At 71.6% G+C, this 24,912-nt stretch carries 17 protein-coding genes; 6 read left to right on the top strand and 11 right to left on the bottom strand.

The window, feature by feature from the left end; all coding sequences use genetic code 11:
- Positions 1 to 26 precede the first annotated feature (26 nt).
- Both QNA09_RS18415 and QNA09_RS18410 read left to right on the top strand, forming a co-directional pair.
- A complete protein-coding gene (locus QNA09_RS18415) occupies positions 27 to 1,427 on the top strand; it encodes an Hsp70 family protein (protein WP_099528036.1) in 1,401 nt (466 codons plus the stop codon).
- Positions 1,428 to 1,496: 69 nt separating this feature from the next.
- Complete coding sequence (locus QNA09_RS18410; RefSeq protein WP_010593278.1) at positions 1,497 to 1,922, top strand: ATP-binding protein; 426 nt, start codon at positions 1,497 to 1,499, stop codon at positions 1,920 to 1,922.
- A gap of 21 nt (positions 1,923 to 1,943) precedes the next feature.
- Here QNA09_RS18410 and QNA09_RS18405 read toward each other — a convergent pair whose 3' ends face one another.
- The 5 genes from QNA09_RS18405 to QNA09_RS18385 all read right to left on the bottom strand — a co-directional run bounded on the left by QNA09_RS18405 (position 1,944) and on the right by QNA09_RS18385 (position 8,358).
- A complete protein-coding gene (locus tag QNA09_RS18405; RefSeq protein ID WP_003938889.1) occupies positions 1,944 to 2,387 on the bottom strand; it encodes a response regulator in 444 nt (147 codons plus the stop codon).
- Positions 2,384 to 4,024 (bottom strand): CHASE3 domain-containing protein, encoded by a 1,641-nt coding sequence (locus QNA09_RS18400; protein WP_010593277.1) that lies wholly within the window; start codon positions 4,022 to 4,024, stop codon positions 2,384 to 2,386. Before QNA09_RS18400 ends, QNA09_RS18405 begins: the two co-directional genes overlap by 4 nt.
- 11 nt (positions 4,025 to 4,035) lie before the next feature.
- On the bottom strand, positions 4,036 to 5,298 hold the full coding sequence (locus QNA09_RS18395) for a PP2C family protein-serine/threonine phosphatase (protein WP_010593276.1): 1,263 nt from the start codon (positions 5,296 to 5,298) through the stop codon (positions 4,036 to 4,038).
- Between the two features lie 114 nt (positions 5,299 to 5,412).
- Positions 5,413 to 6,714 (bottom strand): YibE/F family protein, encoded by a 1,302-nt coding sequence (locus QNA09_RS18390; RefSeq protein ID WP_119699995.1) that lies wholly within the window; start codon positions 6,712 to 6,714, stop codon positions 5,413 to 5,415.
- A gap of 378 nt (positions 6,715 to 7,092) precedes the next feature.
- Complete coding sequence (locus tag QNA09_RS18385; RefSeq protein ID WP_017682223.1) at positions 7,093 to 8,358, bottom strand: pyridoxal phosphate-dependent aminotransferase; 1,266 nt, start codon at positions 8,356 to 8,358, stop codon at positions 7,093 to 7,095.
- A 146-nt stretch (positions 8,359 to 8,504) separates the two neighbouring features.
- Between QNA09_RS18385 and QNA09_RS18380 the strand changes: the two genes are divergently transcribed.
- The 3 genes from QNA09_RS18380 to QNA09_RS18370 all read left to right on the top strand — a co-directional run bounded on the left by QNA09_RS18380 (position 8,505) and on the right by QNA09_RS18370 (position 11,168).
- The gene (locus QNA09_RS18380) at positions 8,505 to 8,708 is read left to right on the top strand and encodes a cold-shock protein (protein ID WP_003938894.1); all 204 of its coding nucleotides are present in this window, start codon (positions 8,505 to 8,507) and stop codon (positions 8,706 to 8,708) included.
- A 197-nt stretch (positions 8,709 to 8,905) separates the two neighbouring features.
- Positions 8,906 to 10,057: an alkane 1-monooxygenase gene (locus QNA09_RS18375; protein WP_026138113.1), complete on the top strand. Its 1,152-nt coding sequence runs from the start codon at positions 8,906 to 8,908 to the stop codon at positions 10,055 to 10,057.
- A 166-nt stretch (positions 10,058 to 10,223) separates the two neighbouring features.
- Positions 10,224 to 11,168, top strand: coding sequence for a type IV toxin-antitoxin system AbiEi family antitoxin domain-containing protein (locus tag QNA09_RS18370; protein ID WP_010593272.1), 945 nt, complete (start codon positions 10,224 to 10,226; stop codon positions 11,166 to 11,168).
- 133 nt (positions 11,169 to 11,301) lie between these two features.
- On the opposite strand, the gene QNA09_RS18365 is transcribed toward QNA09_RS18370, so the two are convergent.
- Positions 11,302 to 14,640: a (Fe-S)-binding protein gene (locus tag QNA09_RS18365; protein ID WP_040270587.1), complete on the bottom strand. Its 3,339-nt coding sequence runs from the start codon at positions 14,638 to 14,640 to the stop codon at positions 11,302 to 11,304.
- 483 nt (positions 14,641 to 15,123) lie between these two features.
- On the opposite strand from QNA09_RS18365, the gene QNA09_RS18360 reads away from it, so the two are divergent.
- On the top strand, positions 15,124 to 15,819 hold the full coding sequence (locus QNA09_RS18360) for a hypothetical protein (protein ID WP_010593270.1): 696 nt from the start codon (positions 15,124 to 15,126) through the stop codon (positions 15,817 to 15,819).
- Positions 15,820 to 16,203: 384 nt separating this feature from the next.
- Here the strand turns inward: QNA09_RS18360 and QNA09_RS18355 are convergent, their stop codons facing one another.
- The 5 genes from QNA09_RS18355 to QNA09_RS18335 form a co-directional block, all read right to left on the bottom strand.
- Positions 16,204 to 17,505 (bottom strand): S1 family peptidase, encoded by a 1,302-nt coding sequence (locus QNA09_RS18355; protein ID WP_040270589.1) that lies wholly within the window; start codon positions 17,503 to 17,505, stop codon positions 16,204 to 16,206.
- A gap of 119 nt (positions 17,506 to 17,624) precedes the next feature.
- Positions 17,625 to 18,953 carry a S1 family peptidase gene (locus tag QNA09_RS18350; protein WP_040270590.1) on the bottom strand — a complete coding sequence of 443 codons (1,329 nt, stop codon included), beginning with the start codon at positions 18,951 to 18,953 and terminating at the stop codon, positions 17,625 to 17,627.
- 92 nt (positions 18,954 to 19,045) lie between these two features.
- Positions 19,046 to 20,572, bottom strand: a complete 1,527-nt coding sequence (locus QNA09_RS18345) for a hypothetical protein (protein WP_040270592.1) — start codon at positions 20,570 to 20,572, stop codon at positions 19,046 to 19,048.
- Positions 20,563 to 23,031: a LuxR C-terminal-related transcriptional regulator gene (locus QNA09_RS18340; protein ID WP_040270595.1), complete on the bottom strand. Its 2,469-nt coding sequence runs from the start codon at positions 23,029 to 23,031 to the stop codon at positions 20,563 to 20,565. The genes QNA09_RS18345 and QNA09_RS18340 overlap by 10 nt, the downstream gene beginning before the upstream one ends.
- A 3-nt stretch (positions 23,032 to 23,034) precedes the next feature.
- Positions 23,035 to 24,834, bottom strand: a complete 1,800-nt coding sequence (locus QNA09_RS18335) for an Hsp70 family protein (RefSeq protein WP_040270597.1) — start codon at positions 24,832 to 24,834, stop codon at positions 23,035 to 23,037.
- Positions 24,835 to 24,912: the final 78 nt, after the last annotated feature.

The following is a 24,912-nucleotide window of genomic DNA, read 5'->3' as shown; positions in this document are numbered from 1 at the left end:
CGCAAAACACGATCAGAAGGCGGCTGATGAGTTCGGTTCTCGGGGTGACCGCAGGGACGAGTGCCGTCCGGATCGTTCGTCCGATCGATCCGGACGCACCCTCCGCGGGCTACCAGTTCCAGGTGGTCGAGACCAGACGGGACGACCCGGCACGCCTCGCGGCGCAGACCGTGGGCGTGCTCGTGCAGGCCGGCATCGCGGGGGAGAGCGTCGAGCGCGCGGGCCTGGTGTACCGCGACGCCGCCGAGGCCGAACGGCTCCGCGCCGCGATGGCCGAGCAGGGACTCGACCGCTACCGGCTCGTCGGCGAGTCCGAAGCCGCACTGACGTACCTGCGGGCCACCGGCGAGCTCACCGCCGACGTCGCGGTCCTCTACGACCTCGGCGCGTCCGGGCTCACCGTCACCGTCGCCGACCGCAGCACCGGCGCCGTGCACACCGAACGCACCGGGGCCGTCGCCGGGCGCCTGTTCGACGACGCGGTGCGCCTGCACCTGCTCGGCTCGGACGGCGTGTGGCGGCCCGACGACCCGCAGGACGAGGAGTTCGTCGCCCAGTGCCGCGCGGCGAAGGAACAGCTGTCCGGCAGCGACGCCGTCGCCGTGCCGGGCACCGCCGGCGTGATCCTGATGTCCCTGGAGACGTTCGAACCGCTGATCACCCCGCTCGTCGAGGCCTCGGCGCGGTTCGTGCGCGACGTCGTGCAGCGGTCCGGCGCCCGGCCCGAGACGATCGTGCTGCTCGGCGGTGGCGCCCACGTCCGCCTGGTGCGCCGGGTGCTCGAGACGTGGACGAAGCTGCCCGTCGTGGTTCCGCACGAACCCGAGCTCGTCCTGGCCAAGGGTGGCGCCCTGCGCGCCGTCGCCGCGGACACCGCGGTCACCGAACAACTCGCCGCCCCGGCCGCGACCGAACGCATCGTCCCGCCGGGCGGCACGGCGCCGCACCGCACCGAGCGGCTGCCGCGCCCCGCCACGCCCGCACCGTCCGGCGAGACCAGGACACCGAGGCGGAAGCGGGCGGCGACCGCTCACGAACCGCACGTGTCCAAACGGCAGATCAGCGGGGCCGGGCTGGCCGGCACCGCCCTGGGCGTGGTTGCCATGATCGGCTTGGCGCTCGGCGCCCAGAACACCCTCGCCGGCGACGACGAGTCGGATATCCGGCAGACCGAGGTGATCGTGACGACGCCGTCGCCGACCCCGCAGCCGGCGCCCGCCGTTGCGCCGGCACCGGCACCGACGACGACCACGACCGTCCCGCCGGTCGAGGACCCCACGACCGCGCGCGTGGTGCCGCCTCCGCCGCCCCCCGCCACGGCACCGCCGCCGTTGATCCCCGGCCTGAACATCCCGGTGCCGACGCTGCCGCCGCTACCGCCGCTGCCGACGATCGAAGTGCCGCCGGAGCTGCGGTTACCCATCTGACGGGCCCCGTCCGCTGCCGGGGACCCGCGAACCTGATGGCGCCCAGCGCGACAGGCTAGAGTACAAACGATGTTTTCGCCGCAGAACACCCCGCTGTGCGACTCGGTCACGCTTGCCTATCGGCGCGTGCGCGCCGAGCCCGGTCAGCTGACCGTGCTGCGGCGAGCCCTGGAACGCTGGCTCGACGCGGTGCACGTGAGCCCCGAGCTGGCCCGCGACGTGCTGCTGGCCAGCTACGAGGCCCTCGCCAACGCCGTCGAGCACGCCTACCGCGACGGTGCGTCGGGCACGCTCGACCTCGAGGCGACGCTGATCCCGGCCGACCGCCAGGTCGAGGTCGCCATCATCGACCGGGGCAGCTGGCGCGCAAACGACACCGACCCGAGCACGAGCTCGCGCGGGCACGGCCTCACCCTGATCAACTCCTTGGCGGACACGGCGACCGTGGCCCCGGCCGACAGCGGGACCGTCGTCACCATGCGCTGGAGCATCTGACGCCGGTCCGGCCGCCCGGGACTACTGGCGACGGCGGGGCAGCCGCACCACCTGGACGAAGAACTCGTCGATCTGCCGGACCGCCCCGATGAACTGGTCGAGGTCGACCGGCTTGGTGACGTACGCGTTGGCGTGCAGCCGGTAGCTGCGCAGGATGTCCTCCTCGGCGGCCGAGGTGGTGAGCACCACGACCGGGATGTCGGACAGATCCGGGTCGGACTTGATCTTCTCGAGGACCTGCCGCCCGTCGTACTTGGGCAGGTTGAGGTCGAGCAGGATCAGGTCGGGACGCGGCGCCTCGGTGTACGCGCCGCGCTGGTACAGGAAGTCCAGGGCCTCCTCGCCGTCGCGGACCACGTGCAGCTCGTTGCCGATCTTGTTGTCCTCGAAGGCCTCGCGGGTCATCAGTTCGTCGCCCGGGTCGTCTTCGACCAGCAGGACGTCGATGGGCTCGGCGGGGGTCATGCGGGGGCTCCTTCGAGGTCGGCGTCGGCCGGGGCGGGCGCTTCGGGTTCTTCGTCGGGCAGGGCGGGGACCGTGAAGCAGAACCGGGTGCCCTCGGTGTGCTCGGTGTCGATCCAGATCCTGCCACCGTGGTACTCGACGATCTTCTTGCACACCGCCAGCCCGATGCCGGTGCCGGTGTAGACGTCGCGGCCGTGGAGACGCTGGAAGATGACGAACACCTTCTCGGCGAACTCGGCGTCGATGCCGATGCCGTTGTCCGTGACGCACAACGTCCAGGTTCCGGGCCCGTCCTGATCCCCCTCGTCCCGGTCGCAGGTGATCTGCACGGTGGGAGTGCGGTCGGGGTGGCGGAACTTGATCGCGTTGCCCACCAGATTCTGCCAGAGCATCGTCAGCAGGGTCGGATCGCCCGTGATCTCGGGAAGATTCTCGGGGCGTTCGATGCGCACGCCGGACTCGTCGATCGCGGCGGCGAGATTGGCCACGGCCTTGTCCAGCGGCTGATCCAGGTCGACGCGCACGTGGTCGTCGCTGACCCGGCCGACGCGGGAGAAGGTCAGCAGGTCGTTGATGAGGACCTGCATGCGCTTGGCGCCGTCGACGGCGAACGCGATGTACTGGGCACCGCGCTCGTCGAGCTTGTCGCCGTAGCGCTTCTCGAGCAGCTGACAGAACGACGCGACCTTGCGCAACGGCTCCTGCAGGTCGTGGGACGCGACGTAGGCGAACTGCTCAAGTTCGGCGTTCGAACGGCGCAGTTCCTCGGCCTGGGTGTCGAGGTCCGCCTTCTGCTGGGCGAGTTGCTCGTGCTGGGTGTGTGCTGCGGCCAGCGCGAACACGATGCGCCCGCGCATCGCTTCGACGTCCCGGGCCAGGATCCGGATGTCCTTCGGGCCCTGAGGGTGGATGTGCTGGTCGAAGTTGCCGTCCGCGACGACCCGCCGCGTCGCCGCGCGCAGGCTGACCAGGGGCAGGGCGACAAGGTTGTGTACCAGGATCACCATGAGCAGGCCGGTGAGCAGGAAGCCCGCCACCATCGCCACCAGCACCGAGTTGCGGATGGTCCGGGCGTGCAGGAGGTCGTCGTAGCCGTCCGCGCGGGCCTGGACGAGTGCCGCGTTCTGCTCCTCGAACAGGGTGCGCATGGCGTCGAACGTGGTCCGTCCCCGCTCGGTGGCCGCGGGATCCACCGGGGCGGGGACGCCGGGGACGACGCTCGCCACGAGGGGCTCTGCGTAGTCGGCGCGCCAGGCCTCGGCCGCTGCCTCGATCTCGTCGACGTCGGCGCGCAATTCCGGGTGGCCGGCGGTGTATTCCCGCATCCGGTCAGCGGCCTCCTGCTCGACCTGCTGGCCCGTCAGGTACGGCGCGAGGAACTCGACGTCGGCGGTGGCGGCGTAGCCGCGGGCGCCGGTCTCCTGGTCCAGCAGCGCCGCCTGCAGCCGGTACGCCTCGGCGCGGGCCGGCTGGATCTGGTCGACCAGTTCGTCGGTGATCTGGACCGTGCGCTGGATGAAGTACCCGCCCACGATGGTGCCGAGCACGACGAACACGGCAAGGACCGCGAAGGCGACCTGGAACCAGCTCTGGACCGTCAGCCGCGAGCGCACCCGCTCGACCTTGGGTTCGGGCATCGACGGGTCTCTCATGTCTGCTCCGTTGCCTTCTCGCTCCATCGCACGTGCACCACGGCCACGTCGTCGCCGAGTCCTCCGTGACTTTCGGCCAGGGCCTCGGCCCGGTCTATCAGGGTGTCGACGAAGGCCTCGGGCGCCAGGTGACCCTCCTCGCGGGCCAGCCGCAGCAGCCCCTCCTCGCCGAGGCGTTCCCCGCCGTCGCCGACCCGGCCTTCGAACAGCCCGTCGGTGAACATCATGATGCCGCCGCCCTCCGGCAGCTCCAACTCGTGCACGGGCCACGTCGAGACACCGGGCAGCAACCCGAGTGCGGGTCCGCCGGGCGCCTCGACCCAGTCGACCGCCCGGGGGCTGTGCAGCAGCAGGCCCGGATGCCCGGCGCGCATCACCTGCACCCGGCGCCGGTCCGGCGACATGACGAGACTGGTGAGGGTGGCGAAGTGCCGTTCGTTCGCCCGCTCGGCGACCATGATCCGTTCGAGCTTCTGCAACTGGGCGACACCGGTCACGCCGGTGATCACGAGGGTGCGCCAGGCGATCCGCAAGCTCACCCCGAGGGCGGCCTCGTCGGGACCGTGCCCGCTGACGTCGCCGATGAGCACGTGCACGGCGCCGTCCTCGGTCTGCACGACGTCGTAGAAATCCCCGCCGAGCAGCGACTGGTCACTTCCGGGCCGGTAGCGCGCCACGATGTCCACGTCGCCGGCGTGGCGCAGCATCGGCGACGGCAGCAGCCCGCGTTCGAGGCGGGTGTTCTCCTGCGCCTGCAGCCGGCTGGCCTGCAACGCGACGGCGGCGTGCTCGGCCTGCTTGCGCTGGATGGCGTAGCGCACGGTCCGGCCGAACAGGTCCGGCTCCACGCGGCCCTTGACGAGATAGTCCTGGGCGCCGGCAGCGACCGCCGCCAGGCCCGTCTGCTCCTCGGCGAGGCCGGTGAGCACCACGACCGGGACGCCGGCGGCGTACTGCTGCACTCGCGCGAGGGCGTCCATGCCCTGGGCGTCGGGCAGATGCAGATCCAGCAGGATGCAGTCGGGCAGACCGGCGGCCAGTTCGGCGCGGGCCGCGGCCATCGTCTGGACCCATTCCAGGCGCATGCCCTGCGCGCTGTCCGCCACCAGCTCCTCGACGATGAGCGCATCGCCGGCGTCGTCCTCGATCAGGAGGACCGACGGCTCCTCCTGGGCCCAGTCGGTGTCCAGAGCGACCGGCGAAGTTGTGGTGCCTATTCCTGGTGGTGCGCCGGCAGGCCTGTGCTGCTCGGAGAACATGGCCCCTGCCCTTCGATCTCGTGTGTCGTGACTCCGGTCCCTCGCACCGGACGACAACAGGGGAAGAATACCTATCGTTCGCACGTTCACCGACGCCCGCGGCCGTCGAACCGGTCACCGGGCATGGCGGCCCTTGCGGGCTGCGGGCTCCGGGGCGCCGGGCCGGGCCAGCAGCGCGGCAATGCCCGTGGTCAGCGGAACGGACAGCGCCAGTGCGATACCGCCCACACACGCCCGCACCACCTCGATGGCGACGGCGTCGCCGGTGAGCACGTCCGACATGGACCGGCCGGCGACGCTGAACAGCAGCAACAGCGGCAGGGCGCCACCGGCGTACGCCAGCACGAGGGTGTAGACCGTGCTGGCGATGTGGTCGCGGCCGACCCGCATCGCGGAGGAGAACACCTTCCGGCGCGAGGCGGTGGGATCGAGGGCCGCCAGTTCGAACGCGGACGCCGCCTGGGTGATGGTCACGTCGTTGAGGACGCCGAGGGAGCCGATGATGAAGCCGGCGAGCAGCAGACCGGTGATGCTGACCTGTTCGAGGTACAGCTGCACGTCGGTGTTCTGTTCCTCGGACAGCCCGGTCAGGTGGGTCATCCGGATCGTGACGTACGAGAGCACGGCGGCGAGCAGCATCGACGCGAGGGTGCCGAGCAGGGCCGAGCTGGTGCGCAGGTTGACCCCGTGCGCGAGATACAGCACGGCATAGAGAATGACCGCGCCGCCGACCAGCGCGACGGGCACAGCGGGTTTGCCGTCGAGCAACGCGGGGAGCATGAACACCACGAGCACACCGAACGCGATCAGCAGGCCGATCAGGGCGCGCAGGCCACGCCAGCGGGCGACGGCGACGATGACCACCGCGAAGGCGGTGACGATGAGCGCGATCGGGAGCCCGCGGGCGTAGTCGTAGAACGAGTACTGGGTGGCGCCGGACGGGTCGACCTGCCGCACGAGCCGGATCTCCTCGCCGACGCGCAGGTCGGGCTGCCCCGGGCCCGGCCCGATCTCGAGCAGGGTGCGGGTGCCCTCGTTGGGGCCCGAATCGATCGTGACGATGCTGCGCTGGCACTGGTAGGCCTCGGTGGGAGGCGGGACGGGGTCGCCGGTGAAGGGGCGGCCGGCCGAACTGCTGCCGCACGCGCCGATGTCCTGTTCGACGACGGTGCCGGCCTCGGTGACGACGGCTCCGCCGCCGGTGGTCTGGAGCGGGGCCGGGATGTCGACGGCCTCGCGGCTCGGCCACAGGGCGACGGCGCCCGCCAGCACGGCGATGCCGATCACGACGAGGAGTCCGACGACGACCTTCGCGGCGGTGGGTCCGACGGGGACGGGTCCGGAGAAGTGGCCGTGTCCGTGCCCGTGTCCGTGTCCGTGGCTGGGGCCGGTGGGCTCTGCTCGTGTCACCGACACAGGGTAACGACGTGGTCTCGGTGAGGTCGCATCGCGGAGTCCGCGGTCACTCGCGGGGGAGATGGGCTGGTGGTGGCGGGGAGCAGGGGGGGTGTCCCCGCCACCGTCGACCTGATCTCGCACAGGGGGGGTGGCGATGATCAGGGAGCCCAGCACGCTGAGGTGCCGTAGACAAACGTACTGCTTCTGTCGGTCCGACGGGTAGTACCTACGGTGTGTCGGTCCTCACCGGAACCCGGCCGAACGCTCGTTCCCGGTTCGTGGTCGACGTCCCGGCCTGCGGCGATGCAGTTCGCATGGGGGTACATATACATTCGACAACGTTCGGCGTGTCGCGCATCCCGGGCGTGTCGTGACGGCGGTCGATTCTCGTGGAGATCACTGCTTGTAGCTGGACAGGAAGTTGCCGAACCGTTCGATGGCCACCGCGAGGTCGCGAGCCCAGGGCAGCGTCACGATCCGCAGATGGTCCGGGTCCGGCCAGTTGAAGCCGGTGCCCTGCACCATCAGGATCTTCTCCTGCAGCAGCAGGTCCTGGACCAGCTTCTCGTCGTCGTGGATCTCGTACACGTCCGGATCGAGGCGCGGGAAGGCGTACAGGGCGCCGCGGGGCTTGACGCAGCTCACCCCGGGGATCGAGTTCAGACGCTCCCACGCGACGTCGCGCTGCTCGAGCAGCCGGCCGCCGGGCAGGATCAGGTCCTCGATGCTCTGATGCCCGCCGAGCGCGACCTGGATTGCGTGCTGAGCCGGCACGTTGGGGCACAGGCGGGTCGAGGCGAGCAGGTCGATGCCCTCGAGGAAGCCGGCCGCGTGCTCCTTCGGGCCGGTGATCGTCATCCACCCCGACCGGTATCCGGCCACCCGGTAGGCCTTCGAGAGGCCGTTGTAGGTCAGGCACAGCAGGTCGGGGGCGAGGGTGGCCAGGGAGATGTGCTTGGCGTCGTCGTAGAGGATCTTGTCGTAGATCTCGTCGGCCAGGAGCAGCAGCTGGTGCCGGCGGGCCAGCTGCACCAGCTGTTCGAGTACCTCGAGCGAGTACACGGCGCCCGTCGGGTTGTTCGGGTTGATGACCAGCAGGGCCTTGGTCTTGTCCGTGATCTTCGACTCGATGTCCTCGATGTCGGGATTCCACTCGTTGGACTCGTCGCACAGGTAGTGCACCGGCGTGCCCCCGGCCAGGGACGTCATCGCCGTCCACAGCGGGTAGTCCGGCGCCGGGATCAGCACCTCGTCGCCGTCGTCGAGCAGGGCCTGCATCGTCATCGTGATCAGCTCGGAGACGCCGTTGCCGAGGTAGACGTCGTTGATGTCGAGCTTCGGGAAGCCCGGCACGAGTTCGTAGCGGGTGACGATGGCCCGGCGCGCCGACGCGATGCCCTTCGACTCCGAGTAACCCTGGGCGTGGGGCAGCGCGGCGATCATGTCCTGCACGATCGTCTCCGGCGCCTCGAACCCGAACGGCGCCGGGTTGCCGATGTTGAGCTTGAGGATGCGGTGCCCCTCCGCCTCGAGCCGCGCGGCGTGCGCGTGCACCGGCCCGCGGATCTCGTACAGCACGTTCTGCAGCTTCGCGGACTGCTCGAGTTTCCGGCTGATGCGGTGGTGAAGGTGGCCCTGTTCTCCTGTACTCACGGCGTCCATGGTGCCACCCGTCCGCAACCGGGTTTCAGCCGGATTTGGGGCGCGTCGCCGCGTCCACCGCGACGTTCGGCTCGAAAAGTGCAATCATGACGACTTGTGACCGTGGCGTCGGGGTGACGCGCGGGTGGATTGAGGAGTCGTACGGTATGGCACAGGGAACTGTGAAGTGGTTCAACGCCGAAAAGGGTTTCGGCTTCATCGAGCAGGACGGCGGTGGACCCGACGTGTTCGTTCACTACTCGGAGATCCAGGGTTCCGGTTTCAAGTCGCTGGACGAGGGAGCCCGGGTCGAGTTCGAGATCGGACAGGGACAGAAGGGTCCGCAGGCCCAGGGGGTTCGTCCCATCTGAGCGGGTTCGTCCCGACATTTCGGCGGCGCTGCACCTTCGGTGCGGCGCCGCTGCTGCTTTCGGTGCAGGTCACAACCCATTGGACAGTTCGTCTCTTTTGTCCTACCATTCGGTAACATTCCGGCGCGTCGCGGGCATACGCGTGTGGGAACCGTGATGTTCGGGGGATGGGCGAGACAACCAGGGGGTTGGTGTAGATGGTGGGGGACGGTGCCGCTGTGGCGCAGTGGCGGGACCGCAAGCGATACCTGTGGCTGTGCGGGCTCGCCGTCCCGCTGAGCCCGTTCGTCGCGTGGGTGCTCGTCGAGTACCTGCGCCTGGGACTCTTCTGGGCGTTCGGCGCGCTGCTGATCGCGGTGATCGTCCCGCTCGTCGATCGATTCACCGGCGTCGACAAGGCCAACCCGCCGGAAGAACTCGTGCGTGAGCTCGAGGAGGACCGGTACTACCGCTGGTGCACCTACCTGTACCTGCCGCTGCAGTACGCCGGTCTCGTCTTCGCCTGCTGGGTCTGGACCGTCGCGCCGATGGGCTGGCCCGAGCGGTTCGCGATGGCCGCCACCGTCGGCGTGGTCGGCGGCGTCGGCATCAACGCCGCGCACGAGCTCGGGCACAAGCGCACCGACCTCGAACGCCGGCTCGCCAAGATCGCCCTCGCCCAGTCCGGGTACGGGCATTTCTTCGTCGAACACAACCACGGTCACCATCTGCGCGTCGCCACCCCAGAGGACGCCGCGACGGCCCGGTTCGGCGAGACGTACTGGAAGTTCCTGCCGCGCTCGGTGTTCGGTGGCGTCCGGTCGGGCTGGCGGTACGAGCGCGACCGCCTGGCCCGTCGCGGGCTGCCCTGGTGGAGCCCCCGCAACAACGTCCTGAACGCCTGGGCGCTGACCGTCGTGCTGTACGCCGGACTGATCGCGGTGTTCGGGTGGTCCGTCGCGCCGTGGCTGATCGTGCAGGCGGTCCTGGCGGTGATGTTCCTCGAGGCCGCCAACTACCTCGAGCACTACGGCCTGCTGCGCGAGCAGCGACCCGACGGTTCCTACGTGCGGGTGGCGCCCCGGCACAGCTGGAACAGCGACCACAGCTGCAGCAACCTGTTCCTCTACCACCTGCAGCGGCACAGCGACCACCACGCCAATCCGCTGCGGCGCTACCAGACGCTGCGCACGATGGAGGAGGCGCCGCAGCTGCCCGCCGGCTACGCCGTCATGATCCTGCTGTCGTTCGTTCCGCCGCTGTGGCGCAAGGTGATGGACCCGCGACTGCTCGACCACTACGACGGTGACGTCTCGCGCGTGAACCTCGATCCCGTACGTCGCGAGGAGCTCATCGCCCGGCACAGCTGACACCCGTATCCGCATGCTTGCACCCGATGCGGCCGTCGAATTCGGGTGCAAGGACGCGATATCCGGCGCAAGCTCGGCTGTCCACAACCGGGAGATCCATCCACAGATCGAGTCGGTCCCGCCGTCGTCGCAGTGTGCGCCCGGCCTGATACGGCACTGTGACCGCATGGGCGACGAACACGACATCATCCGGCGCGCTGCGGCCCTCGAGCGGGGCGTCAGCGATCGCGAGATCCGGCGACTGTGCGGGCGCGGGCACTGGCACCGCGTCCACCGCGGCGCCTACCTGCCGGCCGAGAGTTATTCGCAGCTCGACGAATACGGCCGCCACCATCGCCGGGCCGTCGCGGTGGCCGGGGCGATCCGTTCCGACGCCGCGCTCAGCCACGTCTCGGCCGCCGTCCTGCACGGCCTCGCCCTGTGGCACACCCCGCTGGACGACGTCCACCTGACCCGCAACCGCGCCGGGGGAGCGAAACGCACGCCGGGACGGAACCTGCACGCGTCGCCGTTCGCTCCCGACGAGGTCACCGAGATCGACGGAGCGCGCGTGCTGACCGTCGCGCGCACCGTCGCCGACCTCGCCCGCACCCTTCCGTTCGAGCAGGCCGTCGTCGCGGGGGACCACGCCCTGCACACGTGCGGGATCTCCGTCGCCGACGTGACCGACGCGCTGGCGCGCAACGTCCGCCACCCCGGTCATGCGAAGGGCCTGCGCGCGGCGCAGTTCATGGACGGACGGAGCGAGAGCGTCGGCGAGTCCCGCAGCCGCGTGCTGTTCGTCCGCGCCGGACTTCCGATACCACTGACCCAGGCGACGGTCCACGACGCCCGGGGACGGTGGCTGGCCCGGGTCGATTTCCTGCTCCCGGACCACGGCGTGATCGGTGAGTTCGACGGACGCGTGAAGTACCGGGGCGACGACGTCGCGCCGGAGGAGACGGTGTGGCGGGAGAAGCAGCGTGAGGATCGTCTGCGCGACGCCGGCTGGACCGTGGTGCGCTGGGTGTGGGACGAGCTGGCCGCACCCCTGGTGGTCGCCGACCGCATCCGGGAGGCGATCACGCGGGCCGCGCGGGGCCCGCGGCCCACCGGGACGTTCAGGGTCTGAGGTCGAGCTTGCACCCGTCGTCGCGTGCTTGCCCCCGCTGTGGGCGTACGCAAGGGGTGCAAGGACGGTAGAAAGGGTGTCTGCTCGGGAAGACGACGACGCCCCCCACACGAGGTGGGGGGCGTCGCTGGTGTTACGAGCGCCGGCCGGGGGCCTTGGCGCCGGACCGGAAGCCCAGCGCGCCGGGCTTGGCCTGCGGGGGAGCCGGGGACTCGGCGCCATTGGTCGGCGAGGCCTCGGCGCCATTGGTCGGCGTTGCCTCCGCGCCGTTGGTCGACTGCGTCTCGGGCTCCGGTGCCTTCTCCGGCGGGGCGTCCGGATCGGGTGCCTCACCCGGGGGTGCGTGCGCCGGTTCCGGTGCCTTTTCGGGGGCCGCGGGCTTCTCAGCCGGCTCGGGCTTTCCAGCCGGCTCGGACTTCTCGGCTGGAGCTGTCGGCGCGGCGGCCTTGCGGGCGCCGGGAGCCTTTGCTCCACCCTTGAAGGCCAGGCCGCCCGGCTTCGCCTTCGGCGGCTCGGGAGCCGTCGAAGTCTCGGCAGCGGGTGCTTCCGCAGCCGGTGCTTCCGCAGCGGGTGCTTCCGCGGAGGCGGGAGCCTCGGTGGCGGGAGCCTTGGCGGCCGGAGCCGCCGGGGCGGCCTTCTTGGCGCCCGGGGCCTTGAGCCCGCCCTTCATCTGCAGCCCGCCCGGCTTGGCCTTCGGGACCGACGGTGCGGCCGGTGCCTCGGCAGCCGGCGCCTCCGCGGCGGGAGCCTCGGCGGCCGGAGCTGCCGGGGCGGCCTTCTTGGCGCCCGGGGCCTTGAGCCCGCCCTTCATCTGCAGCCCGCCCGGCTTCGCCTTCGGCGCAGCCGGTGCCTCGGCAGGAGCGGATTCGGCGGCCGGAGCCGCCGGGGCGGCCTTCTTGGCGCCCGGGGCCTTGAGCCCGCCCTTCATCTGCAGTCCGCCCGGCTTGGCGGCGGGTGCAGCGGGAGCTTCGGCTGCGGCGCCGTCACCGGAAGCCTTCGCGCCGGGAGCCTTCAAACCGCCCTTCATCTGCAGTCCGCCCGGCTTCGCGCCGGGAGCCTTGGCGGCGCCCTTCATCTGAAGACCACCGGCCGGGGCCGTCTTGGGGGCTGCCGGCGTCGCGGCCGCCTCCTCGATCTCCTCGACGCGTTCCTTCTCCTCGGTCTCGGCGACGGCCTCGGACGCCACGGCGGCGCCCTTCGAGTCCGCGGCCGGGGCGGGAGCGGGCCGCTCACTCGGGATCACCTTGAGGTTCTCGCCGAGCTGCGCCGGTTCGAGACGCGTGATCGAGTCGAGCATGAGCTGCGCGACGTCGACGACCTCGACGCCCTCACCCTCGCCCTTCTCCTGGCGAGCGGTGACACCGTCGTTGAGCATGACGCGGCAGAACGGGCAGCCGGTGGCGATCTTCGACGGACTCGTCGACAGCGCTTCGTCGACGCGGTCGATGTTGATCCGCTTGCCGATCTTCTCTTCCATCCACATGCGGGCACCACCGGCACCACAGCACATGGATCGCTCGCCGTGCCGCGGCATCTCGGTGAGCTTCGCACCGGACGCTGCCATGAGCTCGCGCGGCGCGTCGTACACCTTGTTGTGGCGGCCGAGGAAGCAGGGATCGTGGTAGGTCACGTCCTGGCTCACCGACGCCACCGGCACCAGCTTCTTCTGCCGCACGAGGCGGTTGAGCAGCTGGGTGTGGTGGACGACCTCGTAGTTACCGCCGACCTGCGGGTACTCGTTGTTGAGCGCGTTGAAGCAGTGCGCACAGGTGACGACGATCTTGCGCTTGGAGTCCTCGACGCCTTCGAACACCGAGTTCAGCGTCTCGATGTTCTGCATCGCGAGCTGCTGGAACAGGAATTCGTTGCCCGCGCGACGTGCCGAGTCGCCGGTGCAGGTCTCCTCGGCGCCGAGCACCATGAACTTCACGCCGGCGGTCGCGAGCAACTCGGCGACGGCCTTGGTGGTCTTCTTGGCCCGGTCCTCGTAGGCACCGGCGCAGCCGACCCAGAACAGGTACTCGTAGTCGGCGAAGGTGTCCGCGTCCTGACCGAACACCGGAACGTCGAAGTCGAGTTCGGAGATCCAGTTGAGCCGGTCCTTGGCGTTCTGGCCCCACGGGTTGCCCTTGTTCTCGAGGTTCTTGAACAGACCCGCGAGCTCGGACGGGAAGTCGGACTCGATGAGCACCTGGTAGCGGCGCATGTCGATGATGTGGTCGACGTGCTCGATGTCCACCGGGCACTGCTCGACGCAGGCACCGCAGTTGGTGCAGCTCCACAGCGTTTCCGTGTCGATGACGGGCGCGAGCTCGCCCTCGACGGTCTCGCCGACGAGCCTGCGGTCGGTCTCGGCCAGCGCTGCGGCCGGGATCTTTCCGAGCTTGGCTTCGTCCGGGTTGCCCTCGGCGTCGACCAGCCCGATCTCGTCGCCGCCGAGGTCCTTGCGGCCACCGGCGAGCAGGTAGGGCGCCTTGGCGTAGCCGTGGTCGCGCAGCGAGGTGATGAGCAGCTTGGGCGACAGCGGCTTGCCGGTGTTCCAGGCCGGGCACTGCGACTGGCAGCGGCCGCACTCGGTGCACGTGGTGAAGTCGAGCCAGCCCTTCCAGGAGAAGTCCTCGATCTTCCCGGCACCGAAGGTGTCGGTGTCCGGATCGGCCGTCTCCATGTCGATGGCCTTGCCCTTCGACGTCATCGGCTTCGCGGCACCGAGGGCGACGCCACCGTCGTCTTCACGCTTGAAGTAGATGTTGAAGAACGCGGCGAAGCGGTGCCAGGCGACACCCCACGTGATGTTGCGGCCGACGACGTACAGCCAGATCATGCCGGACATCAGCTTCACGAACGCGAAGATCGACACCATCACGGCGCTCGCCGGCAGCAGCTTGGCGAGGTTCATCGTGAAGAAGTCGGTCCACGGGTTGGCGTGGCCGTAGGTCGCGATCTTGCCGGCCTTGACGAAGATCATGCCGAGGCCCTCGATGAGGACGACGGTCTCGACGAAGTACGCCGCCCGGAAGTCGGAGCCGGCGAAACGCGAGAGCCGCTCGGGCTTCCGCGGGTGGTTCAGCTGCCGGATGATGATCAGGGCGGTGATGCCGATCACGGTTCCGAGGCCGAGCAGTTCGTCGATCAGGTGGTAGACGGCGGTGTTGCCGATCAGCGGCCAGTGGAACGCCGGGTCGAAGGTCTGGCCGTAGGCCTCGAACCAGACGATCGCGCCGAGCATGAAGCCGACCATCACCAGCCAGTGGGCCCAGCCCACGGTGCGGAACTTGCTCATCCGGGTGTGTGCGACGAACTCGACGAGCATCTGCTTGAAGCGCGGGAAGAACGGCTGCCATCGATCCGGAGCCGGCTGGCCGATCCGGACGACGTTGACCATCTTCATCGCGCCACCGATGAACGAGTACCAGCACACCAGACTGAGCAGCACGCCGATCGTGCCCAACGTGATCGTCAGGGCATTCATAGGTGGCCTTTCGTGTCGGGGGCGGCCGCGGCCGCCTGGTATAAGCCCACGCATCGTAACCCGAACTAAGTTACCAGCCGGTAGCTATAGGAAGTTACCGGCCAGTAGTCTAGTCTCGCGGTGCTGCGGCGCGGTGCCTGGTGGAGGTCGACCGCGTGGGGGGGCGGCCGAATTGCCGCATCGCGCCGTAGCGTGAGTGTCCGCCCACGGTAAGCGTTAAACCTTTCGACTCATTGAGTCAGGCATACCTAACGTGCGGTAACCGGTCACGCTTCGGCATCCCTACCGTCGAGTCGGGCAACAGACCGGCAACGGATTCGGCACATTCCGGACGCGACGATCCCTGTGATGTCGGTTATGATGCTGCGCGAGATGTGCTTCGCGCACCCGCGATCAGGGCCTACGGTGCGCAGGGGCGCATTGGTGTCAGAACTTGGGGGGCGTCCGTCGGGGGCGTGCGCCGAAGTCACAGAACGGAATCGAATGAAGTTCAGGAAGCTCGCCGCCGTGGCGGCGATGACCATCGCTGCCGTCGGCCTCACCGCCGGCACGTCCTACGCCGCTCCGGCGGTCACGGCACCGGAGAAGATCAACTACGAGTCCAAGGTCGACGGCGAGTCCGTCGTCACCGTCATCGACGCCGGTACCTTCCAGGTTTCCGGGGACGGCAAGAATGTCGAACTGCAGGACGGCGACGGCAACGCGGTCGTCAGCCTTCCCCTGGCTTTCCAGCTCGGGGATCTGCAGCTGCCTTTCGAGCGGGAGATCAGCGAGGACGGCAAGACCCTCACCCTCACCCCGGTCACCGACATGTCCCAGGCGACTCCGGTCGCTCCGGAGGACAAGACGGCTCCGAGCCTGAACCCCGTCAGCCTGGCGCTGAAGGATGTCGCGTCGCCTGAGGAGAACCTCAAGGCTCAGCAGAACTTCAGCTCGCAGCTCGCGATCGCCTCTGCAGTCGGTGGTTTGACCGGCGGCATCATCGGGTGTGTCATCGGTGCGGTGGCCGGCGGTATTCCGACCGCCCTCATCGCTGCACTTCCCGGGTGTGCCGCAGGTTTCGGCATCGGCAGTGTCGTCGGTACCATCGCTGCCGGCGGCCCGACGCTGATCGTCGCCGGAATCGGCCTGATCCAGACCCTGATGGCCCCTCCGGGCACCACTCAGTGGGCTGAGTAGTCCCAAGCAATCCAACTGCGGCCCCCCGCCATGGCGGGGGGCCGCAGTTGTCTTCGGAGCTCAGGAGTTGAGCGTGATCAACCGGAAGAGATGCACCGCTATCTCGACGGCGTAGCCCACGATATCGACCCCGACCAGCAACAGATCTGTTGACACCGGCCACTCACCTTCTGTCGAACCGGCCGTCAGCGGACGCCGGGATATGCAACAGTCCGGCCGCGGAACACTCCGCAGCCGGACTTCGGGACGCTCAGGATCCTAAACCGGTCGGCTGGTTTCCGATCGTCGCGCCCGGTGCGACACGCCGCACAGCACGAGGGCCCGCCTCCGGTCGGAGGCGGGCCCTCGGGGACCACTCACAGTGACGCTCTCACAGAGCGACGATCACCAGGTGCGCACGCGCAACCCGGGGTTCTCGGCGAGGACCGCGGAGATCGGCGTCGCAAACAGCTCCGGCGACTCGCCGAGCAGACCGCTGACCACGCCGGCGATCTCGCACATGCCGTACTGGCCGACGTTCGAGGCGCTGGAGATGCCCAGGGCGAGGGTGCCGGTGACGATCGTGCCGCCGCTGTCGCCCTGCAGGGCGCACAGGTTGGTGGAAAAGCCGTCCCTCAGCACCCGGTGGCCGACCTCGACGGTCTGACCCGCCGCGGTCACGACACCGCAGCTGTAGCCCGAGCGGACGCCGGACTTGCACGCGGGCGCACCGACGACGGGCTCGGCGATACCGGTGATCGGCAGCGGCGCCGCGAGCGGCACCCGCACCCCGTTGTTCTCGAACCGGCCCTGTGCCTCGGCGGTGGGCCGGATCAGGGCGTAGTCGTGGCCGTCCAGGCTGGTCTTCTCGAAGGTGCCGAGCTGCTGGCCGAGTTCCTCGCCGATCAGGTGGTACACCTTCGACGCGTACTCGGTGCCGGCGGACGGCCGGTTCGGGTCGCAGTGCCCGGCGGTGATGTTGACCGGCCGGTCCGAGCCGTCGACGGCGTTGAAGCCGAGCGAGCAGCGCAGACCATCGCCGGCGCCGAGGGCGGCGTAGGCGTCCCCGCCGAACAGGGCCGTGGGGGCGGCGAGATCGGCGACGGGCTGCAGGTCTCCTGCGGCCGGCTCCGGGACGAGCGGTGCGGGCGCGAACAGCACCCGGGCGCCCTGCAGGAAGTCGGGCAGCTCGATCCCGGCGACGTTCTCGGTGCGCAGCACGACGTCGTTGTGCACGACGTCGATGGCGACGCCGCGCACCAGGTCGGCGACGGCGGGCGGCTGGGTGGCCAGCCAGTCGTTCAGCGCCTTCAGTTCGTCGCGCAGCTGCGTCTCGGTGCGGTCGGTGTCCTCGACGGTGAATCCGGCGTCCTCGGCGGCCTCGCGGGCGGCGTCGTAGCCCTCACCCTCGGTCAGCCCCACCTTCGGCGTGCCGTCCTGCTCGAGCCACACACCGGAGAACACGGCAGCGAACTGCTCCCGCGCCGTCTCGGCGAAGCGGGCCAGCTCCTGGCTGCGGGCAGCGTCCGTCAGGTACCGCTCGGGGCTCATCTGCAGGTCCCGGGCCAGCGCCTCCACGAGTTCGTTCGGCAGCGCCGTCGCCTCGATCGGGGCCGGTTCGGCCTGGGCGATGGCGGCGGCGGGGCCGAACAGCATGAGCGCTGCCGAACCGTAGACCGCTGCTCGACGGGCGAAGGAGCGTCGCATGGATGCCTTCCTCGTTGATCTCCGCGACGGTGCGCGGAGATGCCGGCCCCGGGCGGGCCGGTGCTGGACGGGACGATCATAGGGGCTCGGCGGCGTGTACACCCAGCCGCGCGAACCGGTCAGGCCGCCGCGCCGGTGCGCACCCGCGCGCCGGTCTCGGCCTCGATGTCCTGGATCGCGATGCCCAGGCTGGACGTGCCGCCCTGCGGGGCGAGGACGAGGTTGGCTTCCACGCAGTCCGGTGCGCCGGAGCTGTTGGAGCCGCTGATCACCCCGAGTGCGAGGGTGCCGGTGACGATGGCGCCGCCGCTGTCGCCGGAGAGGGTGCAGGCGGTGGTCGCGAAGCCCCGGATCGTGGTGCTCGTGCCGTCGGCGCGGACCAGCTGGGTCTCGATCCGGTCGGCGGCGACGATGCCGCACGTGAAGTACGACGACTGCCCGGACTTGCACACCGGGGCGCCGGCGACGGGCGCCGCGGTGCCGGTGACGGTGAGCGTCGAGCCGTTGCCGCCGCGGATCACGGGCCGGTTCAGGCCGACGTCCACGCCCGCCTGGTCCAGGCCGATGATGCCGTAGTCCAGGGTGCTGCCCTCGCCGACGGTCGAGCGGGTGAACGCGCCGATCTTCACGCTCTCGTCGATGTTCTCCCGGTTGGGCAGGTAGACGGTGGAGCCGCCGTCCTCGCGGGCGACCGCGTCGCAGTGGCCGGCGGTGATGTTGACGGCCGACCCGTCGGCGTCGACGGCGTTGAAGCCGAACGAGCACACGCCGATGCGGTCGAGCGGCGTCGAGCGGACGTCGCCGTCGGCGGTGATGTAGGTGTCGCCCCCGAGCGGGCCCGGCTCGTTCGGCGGCTGGCCGGGAGTGAGCATGACCTGGACGTTGGCGATGAGCGTCGGCAGGTTCAGGGCACGGCCGGCGGGGCTGTTGGCGATGTCGACGATCAGCCGGTTGTTGAACACGTCGATCGACGTCGAGTTCACCTGGGAGGCCAGTTCGCGGGGCAGCGCGGCGACCCAGCGGTTCAGCTCGGCGAGGGACCGCTCGAGCCCGTCCGCGGACACCGGCGCGACGGTGACGTGGTAGCCGTCGTTCTCGGCCTGCCGGGCAGCGTCGGGGTTGGTGACCGCGACGACGGGCTTACCGTCGGTGCCCAGCCATGCCCCGGCGAAGTCGTCCGGCCGTTCGGCGCGGAAGGTGCGCGCGTAGTCCGCGAGTTCCTGGGCGCGTTCGGACCGCTCGAGGTACTCGTCGGCGCTGATCTTCAGGTCCCGGCTGATGGCCTCGACGAGTTCGGCGGGCAGCTGATCCACCGGCAGCTGGTCGGCCGGGGCCGCGTGGGCGGTCGCGGCGAGCGGCCCGGCCAGCAGCAGCGCCGACGCCGCAGCGACGACGACACGGCGGACGGTGGTACGAGCAGCGGCGCGCGACGCCGACGAGTAACGCATGGGGGCCCTTCGAGAATGTGTTGACGGGTTTCGTGCGTGATCGTGCCGCGGGAGCGAGCACGACCGTGTGACAGCGTACGGGACGGTTGGTCTCACTCCGGTGCCTCGGAACCGGTGGTGTCCGTTGGGTCCGGTTCCGTGGTTCCGGTGGGCGTGGACGTGACCGTCGTGGTCGGCGCGACGGTCGTGGTGGCGGTGGGGGTCGTCGTCCGGGTGGGCCGGTCCCGTTCCCGGGTGGCCGCGCTCGTGGTGGGTTCGGCCGTGGTCGAACGCGTGGTGGTGGTGGGTGCCGGGCGGGATGTGGTGGACCGGGTCGACGGGGCGACCGCGGCCGCGGGCAGCGGCTCGGTGACGACGGGCCACGAGTCGACGGGCCCCGAGTCGACGGCGACCGGCGCCGCGTCGGGGGTGGTCGCCGGGGCGGCGGTGGTACCGGTCGGTGTCCCGGTGGTCGACGGCACCTGCACGGCGCTCGACAGCGACTCGTAGGCGGCGCCCGCTTCCCGCACGGGGGTCTCCGCCGGGGTGTCCCGCAGCGAGAACACCAGGGCACCCATTCCCACGAGCAGCGCGACGGCTGCCGCGACGGCGCCGCTGACGACGAGCCGGTTGGGTGGGACGCGGTCCGGCTCGGCGGATCCCCGGTCGGTGACGGTCGCCGCGACGGCGGGGCCGGCGTCGGCACGGGGTTCGGGGGCGACACGGGGTTCGGGGGCGACACGGGGTTCGGGGGCGGCAGGGGGCTCGAGCGGTGTGCGTGCGGCGGCGGCCGAGCGGACCGCCGGGATGATCCGGGTGGCGCCGACCATGTCCGCCGATCCGGCCGCGGCCGCGAGCGCCGCGCCCCGCACCACCGTGTGCTGCGGCTGCGGCGGCAGCACGCACCGCACGCCCATCCCGGCCTTCACGGCCTGCGCGACGAGCTGTGCCGCCGACGGGTCCACGGGGTCCTCGGTGCTGATCACGACGGCATCGAGGTTGCTGACGAGCCAGCCGAACGCGCCGAGCGCGGCCGACAGCTGCGCGGGCACCGACGGGGCGTCGCCCTCCGGATAGCGGAACGCGCGGCCCGCGGCGACACCGGAACGCACGAGCGTCACCGTCGATCCGCCGGCGTCGAGGTGATAGACGGCGACGAGCCGGCCGCTCTGCTGCGCGACCCGCGCCTCGAACCACGCCGCGACGGCCTCGGCGTCGGAGATGAGGGCGACGTGCCGCAACCCGACGTAGTCGAGGGCGTTGCGCAGCACCGCGACGGTGGCCGGGGACCATTCGGTGGGATGCGCGGCGGCCACCGTCGCCGGGGCGTCGCCGACCAGGGGCGCGGCGTCGGCGAGGAGGCATTCCATCGCGGTCGCCACGAGGTCCTCGGCGCGGGAGAGCGCACCGTCCTCGGCGCGCACCCCGGTCGGGTCGCCCACACGGTCGACGAAGCCGGAGAAGGAGCTGCACTCGCCGGCACCGGGGTCGCGGACGCCGAGTGTGGCCGTGCCGTCGGAGTGCAGGTGCAAGTGGGTGAGGCGTTCGACCGGTTCGGGGTCGGGACGGATGCCCTCGGCGGAGGTGACGGCCACGGCGGACACGGTGGTGCCGACTTTCAGGCCCACGCCTACGGACATGCGGAAGTCCCCCCGTTCCCACTGGTTGCCGGTTGCCGAGCCTCGGCACCGTGCCCGAGCGCGCGGAGCATCGAGATGAGCTCCGATCGCGAGCCGGCGCCGAGCCGCCGCCGGATGCGCGCGACGTGATGCTCGACAGTCTTCGCGGAAATGTACAGGCGGGACCCTACTTCGCGGTAGGTCAGTCCGGCGACGACGAGGTCGGCGACCTCCGCCTCCCGATCCGACAGGGGACTCGGGGCCGTCGGCGCGGCGGCAGCGGGCGCCGGCGCGGGGGAGCGCGGCGCGGCCGACGGGTGCCGCACCGCCCGTGCGACCTGCAGCAAGGCCGTCGCCGTCGCGGTGTCGCCCACCCGCAACGCGGCCTCGCCGGCCAGTCGTGCCCCGTCCCAGGGCAGGCCGATCGCGGCGAGTGACTCCGCCGCCGCCTGCACCCGCGCCGGATCGGCGTCGCCCTGCAGCACCCGCAGCCACGCCTGCCCGGCCCGCGCCAGGGCGGCCGCGTAGGCGGTGGACTCCGCCGCCGACCCGAGCGCGCGGGCGTGCGGCAACAGCTCCGCGGGCCGGTCCGCGGCGATGGCCGCCTGCACCCCGTACCAGTGCAGCGTCGCGCCCCACAGCGGCGGTTCACCGAGGGTCGACAGGAGCTCCTGCGCCTGAGCGACCAGATGGGCGATGCGGTCGGCCTCGCCGAGCCGGACCGCTGCGAGCCACAACTCGCCGAGGGGCAGCAGGCTCAGCAGGTCCACCGAGTATGCGGCCACCACGCCCTGCGCCGCGGTCCAGGCGGCGGTCAGCGCGCCGACGTCGCCGCCGCGGCGGGCCAGGCCCACCCGCAGCCCGTGCAGGAACAGCTGGTCCCGCTGCTCGGTCGCCGAGGGGGCGAGCTCGTCGGCGGCGGCCGTGGCCACCGGCAGGTCCCCGCCGATCAGCGCCGTCCACGCCGCGAGCAGGCGGTGCCGCACGGACGGCACGGTGCTGGGGCGGCCGAGCGCGGCGGCGGCATGGGCGAGTTCGCCGGAATGCAGGCACAGCAGTGCCGTGACCGCCTCCGGGGTGTCCGGCAGCAGCCGCGTCCGGTCGCCGGTGCCGTGCACGGACAGGGCCCGCGTGAGGCTGTTCATCGCGACGCGCCCGTCGCCACCGACGGACTCGCGCAGGCCGGCGGCCAGCAGCTGCGCCGCCGCCGCGGACGACGTCGGTGCCGGCGCAGCCGTGCCGAACCGGGCAGCGGCGCCGGGACGGCCCGCGGCGAGCAGCACCGTCGCGGCGACGGGCGCATCGGCACCCGCGCGTTCGGGTCCGAGCCACTCGTACAGATCCGCGCTGCGACCGAGCATGCCGCGGCGCGCGGCGACGGTCGCGGCGATGCGGGTCGCGGCGGTCAGCTCGTCGCCGGGCAGGGTTGCGGCCCGGTCGAGCAGCCGATCGGTGAGCTGTGCGGCGGTGGCGAGATCACCGGCGAGCCCGGCGGTCTCGGCGCGGCGCACATCGAGCGCGTCGGCGTCGGCACCGGCGCGGATCGCGGCGTCGTACAGCGGGAGGGCCTGCGCGGGCGCGGCCTCGGCGGCGAGCGTCACGAGACGGTCCGCGAGACGGGCGTCGGCCACGCCCGCGTCGGCGAGGGCGCGGGCGGTGTCGGCGGACAGCAGCCCCGCGTCGAGACGCAGCGCCGCCAGCCGGTGCGCGAGCGTGCGGACGCCGTGGGATCCGAGGACGGTGGCGGGCACCGCGGCGGCCGCGGGGATCGGGACGTCGCCGTCGACGGTGAGCAGGCCACTGGCTCGCGCGGCGTCGACGAGCTCCCGCGCGCGGTCCGCCTCGACGCCGAGGACGGAGGCGACCTCGAGCGGATCGAGGGTGCCGCCGAGGGCGGCGAGGACCAGCACCCGGGGCAGGTCCGGGTCGCCACCGGCGAGCCGGTCCCGGACGCGGGCCGCGGCGGCCCGTCGGGGATCGGTGCCGTCGCGCAGTGCCACGAGGGCCGCGTCCACGACGTCGCGGGTCCCGCCGGTCAGGCGGTGCACCGCGCGGATCGGTTCCGGACGCGGCGTGAGTCCGAGAGTCGCTGCCCGACCGGCGATTTCGCGTGGGCTGAGGGGGCGCAGTTCGACGAGCGCCGAGTGCGTGCCGAACGCGGACAGTAGCGCGCGCAGATCGCCGCGGTGAGGCCGCGGTTCCGTCGCGACGACCACCGCCCGCTCGCCGCGCCGCACCTGCTCGGCGAGCGCGAGGACGGACTCGGCGGGCAGGGTGTGTGCGTCGTCGACCACCAGCGCCGACGTCGCGGGCGAATCCGGATCGGTGCCGACGGTGAGGCCCCGATCGGCGAGCGTCTGCCGCACCGAGGACAGCAACGCGGACTTGCCGCTGCCGGCGGGACCGGCGAGCAGCAGCCGGGGAGGACTCGCGGCGACGGCGTGCGCGACGTCGCGCGGCAGGGAAACGGGTTGCGGCATCGGTCAGTTGCCGAGAAGTCCGCCGACGCCGTCGACGACGCCACCGACGGCGCCGCCGACCCCTTCGACGACACCGCCGACCGCGTTGCCGGCGCCGCCGACGACCGCACCGGCACCCTCACCGGCACCGCCGAGGGCATCACCGACCTGGGAACCGTAGTTCGGGGCGGGCGCCGGCGCGGGAGCCGGTGCCGGGGCGGGGGCGGGAGCCGGGGGAGGGGTCGTCGTGGGGACGGGGGCGACGGTGCCCGGGGCGACGGTGCCCGGGGCGACGGCGCCGGGGGCCGGTGCGCCCGGCGCCGCACCGGGCGCGGTGGTGCCCGCGGGAACGGACCCGGCAGGGGCGACGGTCCCGGGCGCCCCGGGCGTCGCCGCCGTGGCCGCGGCCCGCGTGCCCGGTGTCGTCGCGGGCACGGCACTGCTCGTGCCGGAGCCGGTGGTCGCGGTCGTCGCCGGCCCCCCGGCCGAGGCGGGGGTCGCGCCCGGGACGGTCGCGGAAGTGGCGGCGCCGACGCCGGCCTCCGAGGCGTCGGACGTGCCGAGCGTCCCCACCGCGAGACCACCCGCACCGAGCAGAACGAGCGCAGCGGCCGCGGCGCCCGCGAGCACGTAGCGCCGCGACCGGAAGGGAGCCGCAGCCGCCGCGGCGGCCGGAGCCGGGGCGGGGACGACGGCCGGGCGGACCGGCGAGATCGCCTCGGTCGGCCGGGCGGTCGTCACCGGCAGCACGGTGGTGGGCACATCGTCGTCCACCGGGGCGGCGACCGCGGTTCCCGCCCGTGGCTGGGCCGCCCCGAGGGCCGCCGTGTGGGCCGGATGCGGCCCGGCCACCACCGCGACGCCCAGCTCCGCCGAGAGCAGCTCGGCGACGAGAGGGATCGCGCCGCCGCCACCGGTGAGCAACACCCGCCCCACATCCGACGGCTCGACCCCGGCCCCGCGCAGCGCCTCGTGCACCAGCGCCGTCGACGCCTGCAGCGGGCCGCGGGCCAGTTCCTCGAACTCGTCGCGTACGAGACGCACGTCCCGCCGCACCCCGGGCAGATCGATCGCGACGACCGTCTCGGTGTCGGTCGACAGCTGCTCCTTCGCGGCTCTCGACCGGGTACGCAGCTCCGCCAGCGCCGCCGTCATCGGCGCGGCGAACGGATCGAAGTCGGGGACGTCGTCGCGCACGGTGTCCAGCAGATGGGTGGTGACCAGATGGTCGAGGTGACCGCCGCACACGTCCTCGCTCGCGATCGGACGGCCGAGAAGAACCGGTTCGGCGCCGGTGCGTACCACCGAGACGTCGAGCGTGCGGGCGCCCAGGTCGTAGACGACGACCACCCCGTCGCCGAGGGGACCCCGGGTGGCCTCGAGCCAGCGCACCGCGGCGATCGGCTCGGGCATCAGCGTCACGTCCGCGAGCCCGGCCCGCGACAGGGCCTCGCGCAGCGCGTCGACGGTGTAACCGGCCCAGGTCGCCGGGTGCGCCACCGTGATCGCGGGGGCCTCCGGCAGGTCGAGCGAGGCCTCGTGCACCAGGCAGCCGATCGCCGTCGCGGTCAGGTCCGCCCCGGAGTACGACGCTCCGTTGTCGGCGAGCACACCGACGGGATCCCCGACGCGGCTCACGAAGTCGGTGAACACCAGCGCCCCCGGGGCGGCCGGCCGGTGACCGAGGTGCGGCGCGTCGTCGGGGGGAAGGTGCAGTTCGCTGGCACGGGACAGGACGACCGGACGGTACGTGTCGGCGCGATCGAACGCGGTGGCCGCCACCGAATCCGCCGAACCGATCGTGACTCCGAGCCCTGCTGCCATGTCGTTTCGCTCCCTGTTCGGGGCGGACGTATCCGCCGTGTCGCGTTGAATGTCGTAATCGGACACGATGTCGTTAGC

Origin of the sequence: Rhodococcus sp. AH-ZY2 (genome assembly GCF_030916465.1) — a bacterium.
Lineage (GTDB): Bacteria > Actinomycetota > Actinomycetes > Mycobacteriales > Mycobacteriaceae > Rhodococcus > Rhodococcus ruber.
This window is presented reverse-complemented; position numbering and strand designations above follow the sequence as displayed.